Annotated in this window: 3 protein-coding genes; all 3 read left to right on the plus strand. The window is 43.5% G+C overall.

What is annotated here, in order from left to right; genetic code table 11:
• Window positions 1–543 (plus strand): flavodoxin family protein (locus tag ACESM0_RS13015; RefSeq protein WP_372906634.1); only part of this gene is annotated, 543 nt, incomplete at its 5' end.
• A gap of 307 nt (window positions 544–850) precedes the next feature.
• Entirely contained in the window at window positions 851–3,487 is a 2,637-nt protein-coding gene (locus ACESM0_RS13020; protein ID WP_372906635.1) for a restriction endonuclease, read from the plus strand.
• Between the two features lie 80 nt (window positions 3,488–3,567).
• Window positions 3,568–4,296, plus strand: a 729-nt coding sequence (rsgA, locus tag ACESM0_RS13025) for a GTPase RsgA (RefSeq protein ID WP_372906636.1), incomplete at its 3' end; no start/stop codon positions are given.

The raw sequence follows: 4,296 nt of genomic DNA on the forward strand, positions 1-4,296 counted from the left end.
CGGAAAAACGGCACCGTTGCCACACTGCTCAAAGCGGTGACAGAACCACTGTCCACCACGCATGAAACCCAATGGATCGATGTGTGCAGACTTGACATGGCATTCTGCACCGCCTGCATGACCTGCCGGGACAAAGGCACCTGTGTCCTGCCGGAAGATGACGCGCACCGGGTGGGCAACAAGATTCAAGAAGCCGATGCCCTGGTCATCGGCACCCCGACCCACTGGGGCAACATGTGCGCCCCGCTCAAACTGCTGTTCGACCGCAACGTCCCGGTATTCATGGGGGAAAGCCCAAAAGGGATGCCGGAACCCAGGCAGAAAGGCAAACGCGCCGTTATCGTGACGACCTGCACCACCCCCTGGCCGTTCAACTTCATTTTTCCGGAAAGCCGGGGCGCGATCCGGGCGGTCAAGGAAGTGCTGCATTACGGCGGGTACAAGCTCGTGGGCACGATCACCAAACCCGGGACCAAAAAATCAAAGGAGATTTCTTCATCATTGATGGAAAGAGCAGCGCGGTTGGGGGAGAGACTCGTGTAGTGATACCCTTCCAGCAATAATATTGAATTTTAGGTATCTGGGAACAGCTGAGCGAGCCAGATTTTAATTCCATTCAAATTAGATGTATTTGCCTTTGATCTCCTGGAGGGTTGCCAAAATTTCTTTACATATTCAAGGATTACTGATACGGAAAATTTGAGGAGTTTATAACCATTTGGTTGGATATCATCATAAAAAAAGATTCACAGTTCAACACATTATGTGTGTTAGAATAATTTGAAGATGTTATTTTGTTTTTTCAGTGTCAGAGGAAATTAAGCCATATAATAATCGGAGTGCTTAAACGATGTTTCTTTTTTATGATTCGAGACAGAACGATAGCAATGCAAGTTATTATAAAGGTCTCTTATTTGAAAAACTTTTAAATGACTACTTGTCGTCTACAGGCTATACCGTTAAAATGAGACAAAAAAGAAATAGTTTAGAGTATGATCTTGAAGGAATAAATCGTGCGACACGCGTTCAGGTCATTGGTGAAGCAAAGGCCTTAGGAAATTCTATAAGAGGTGAAACTCTCAGTGCCTTCGTGGGCAAGCTAATGCCTCTGGGCATAATCGAACGTAAAATTCACGGTCTATTTCTTGCGACGAGTTCGCTTACCCCGGACGCCAATGATTATTTCCGTCAGGTCGAAAGATTTGGCATAACTTGTTTAACAGGTGCCGCCCTTGAGGATGCGATTCAAAGAGAGTTAGGGTTACCTCAAAGGGAAACCATATGGAAATTATTTGAATCAAGCCCATATACGCCTCAAACCATACATTTACTCGCTACAGACAACGGTATTTTTTTAGTCGCCATATCCGCAAGTCCTGATTCAGTTGCTCCTTCATTTTTTACCTTATTTGATTCAGCCGCAAGAGAAATTCCTGACGAAAATTTTCTCGCTGCGTGTAAGAGTCATATTGATACATTAGCACCGCTTGAGCCTGTTACATTAAATAAATCGAAAAAAAATATCATCAAAATAGATGATACAAGAATAATTCCTTTAGGCTTGACCCTCGGCAAAGATTGGACGGACTATCGTTTACCTGCACCTCCCGCATTTTATGTTGGACGAAAAGAGCTAATCAAAGAAATTATAAGTGCAATCATTTCGAGTTCAGCACCTCGCTTAATTCAAGTAAAAAGTCGCTCCGGAGTCGGCAAAAGTTCAACATTAGCTTCAATTGAGGCTCATCTCAAAGAATTAGGATTAAGCACAGAATTACATGATGCACGCGATGTTAAATCAATAATAGACGTTTTTGCAGTAGTTAGAAGGTTTACGGGGGCAAATGAAAATCCGATAGATTTTATGGAGGTAGAATCGCAACTGACTACTTTTAGTGAAAATCTAGGTAATAAAACAGCGGTTTTTATGATCGACCAGTTTGAAGCTACTTTTACAAAACCCGAAGTATTCAATGCATATGAAACTCTTGCACTGATTTTTCAGAGGATCCCGAATCGTATTGTTTTTTGTGTAGCAAGAAAAAATGATCAGTTAACCACTTACGACGATACAAAAATTTCTTTAGAAAGGATAAATTCCTTTTCTGAGTCTTTTGAACTCAAAGATTTCACGAAATTTGAGGCCAAAGAACTATTGGAGCATATAAATAATAATGCCCACCGACGTATGAACCGATCAGTATTATCATATGTTTTGGAATTTGCGCAAGGATTTCCATGGCTACTAAAACGAACCATGGCCCATATTCTAAGATTGACTGAAACAGTTCAGACCGACCAACCCGAATTAATTGCATCAAGTTTGCGTTTAAATGACTTGTTTGATGAAGAACTAGAGGGCCTCGAAGAAAATGAAAAAGATTATTTGGTCAGAATTTCTGCCCGTTTGCCAGCAGATTACAGACAATTACATGTACTATTTGATGAAGATCCACTTCTGCCACAAGTGTTAGATAAACTTACGCGAACTAGATTACTTAGACTAACCGGTTCGACATATGACACATACAATGATGTTTTTAAGGAATATTTGGTTTACAATAAACTTCCGGAATTTCGTCAATCAACTCTTTATAGGATTTATCCAGGGAGTGTAGTTGGAACATTTCAAAAGGCAGTCGGTGCACAGCCCTTCGATATTGACAAATTAGCAAATTATTTAGATATGTCTCGCGGAAGCATTTTTAATCATCTTAGAGAATGGAGGCATTTAAATCTTGTTCGGCTTGACAATGGTCTATGGACTATACCCCAAAGTGTCCTCGATGTAATTTCGCAAGGAACACTGGGGGAGTACTTGAGGCGCCAAGTAAGCTCTAATGATATTATATCTCGTATTTTAACTCGCGTAGAGTCGAACTCTTATGTGCGTATAGATTCTCTTCCTGAATTCCTTAAGGAATCTTTTCCGTTTGTTGAAGCAACCGAACAAACCTGGAAGCTTTACGCCAATGTAATTAAATCTTGGCTCCGCGTTTTGAAGCTTGCAGATATTCAGGAAGGTAAATTAATACCTATCTCTGCTGATAGAAAAGAGGTGGTTCGTACGCTTGGAAACCTCGTAACAATTACCCGTGGAAGGCGTGGCGGCTATGCGGCTTTTGTACCGACCGCATCATGGCATTTCATCGAAAGCGCTGTAGAACAATTATTAAATGGAAATATTCCATCTGGTGGAGAATTAGGAAAAGCCTTTCAAGATCTGAAAAATGGTGGCTGGTATGTTGAAAATGAATTTCAATTTGCAAGCCTTTCTTCTTTTAAAGAAGATGTGAGTGAAATGTTAAATAATGAGCCATATACAGAGCTTTGGATAGCAGCGAATCAGAATGAGCCATTGCTAAAAACCTTTCGTAAAATATTAGGTACAAATCAGGCTGACCAGACTCTGAGGTGGAGGCTTAAAAAGCTTTTAAACTGGGCTAAAAATCTCGATATTATTCCCAATCGGCGTTACCGTTATTAAAAATTCTACCTTCGCTGGTCCAGAGGACGGAAAAAAGCGCGCCACCCCTGTTGACCAACTCGTTAAATAAAGTTATTTCAATGAAAAACATACAGACTTTAGAAAAACTCGGCTTTGAAAAATGGTTCAAGGACCGTGTCGATCCCGGACGTTTGGCGGAATTTGAGATCGCCCGGGTGATTGCGGTGCACAAAGACCGGTATACCGTCACAGGCGGTGCGGAGGATGTCCCGGCGGAACTGGTGGGAAAACTGATGTTCAGTGCCGCGTCTCCTCTGGACTATCCGGCGGTCGGGGACTGGGTCCTGGTCAACTATTATGATGACAACACCTTTGCCGTCATCCATGAGATCATCCGTAGAAAATCCCTGCTGAAACGGAAAACTCCGGGAAAGAAAATCGAGTTTCAGCTGATTGCCGCCAATATCGATACAGCATTCATTGTCCAGTCGCTGGATCACAATTTCAATTTACGGCGGCTGGAGCGGTATCTGGTCATGGTCAACGACAGCCATATACGGCCGGTGGTGCTGTTGAGCAAAAGTGACCTTCTCACGCCCGAAGAGATCGAAGGCCGGATCGACCAGATCCATGAGATCATGCCGCAGTTGCAGGTCCTGCCGTTCAGCAGTGAAAACGGAGCCGGGCTGGAACGGATCAAAGACCTCCTGGAGCCGGGGCTGACCTGCTGCCTGCTGGGATCTTCCGGGGTCGGCAAGACCACGCTGCTGAACCGTCTCATCGGTGAGGCTGTGTTCAGGACCAGAACCGTCCGGGAAAAGGACGGCAAGGGCCGGCATGCCACAACC

This window comes from Rhodohalobacter sp., from assembly GCF_041686455.1.
Lineage (GTDB): Bacteria > Bacteroidota > Rhodothermia > Balneolales > Balneolaceae > Rhodohalobacter.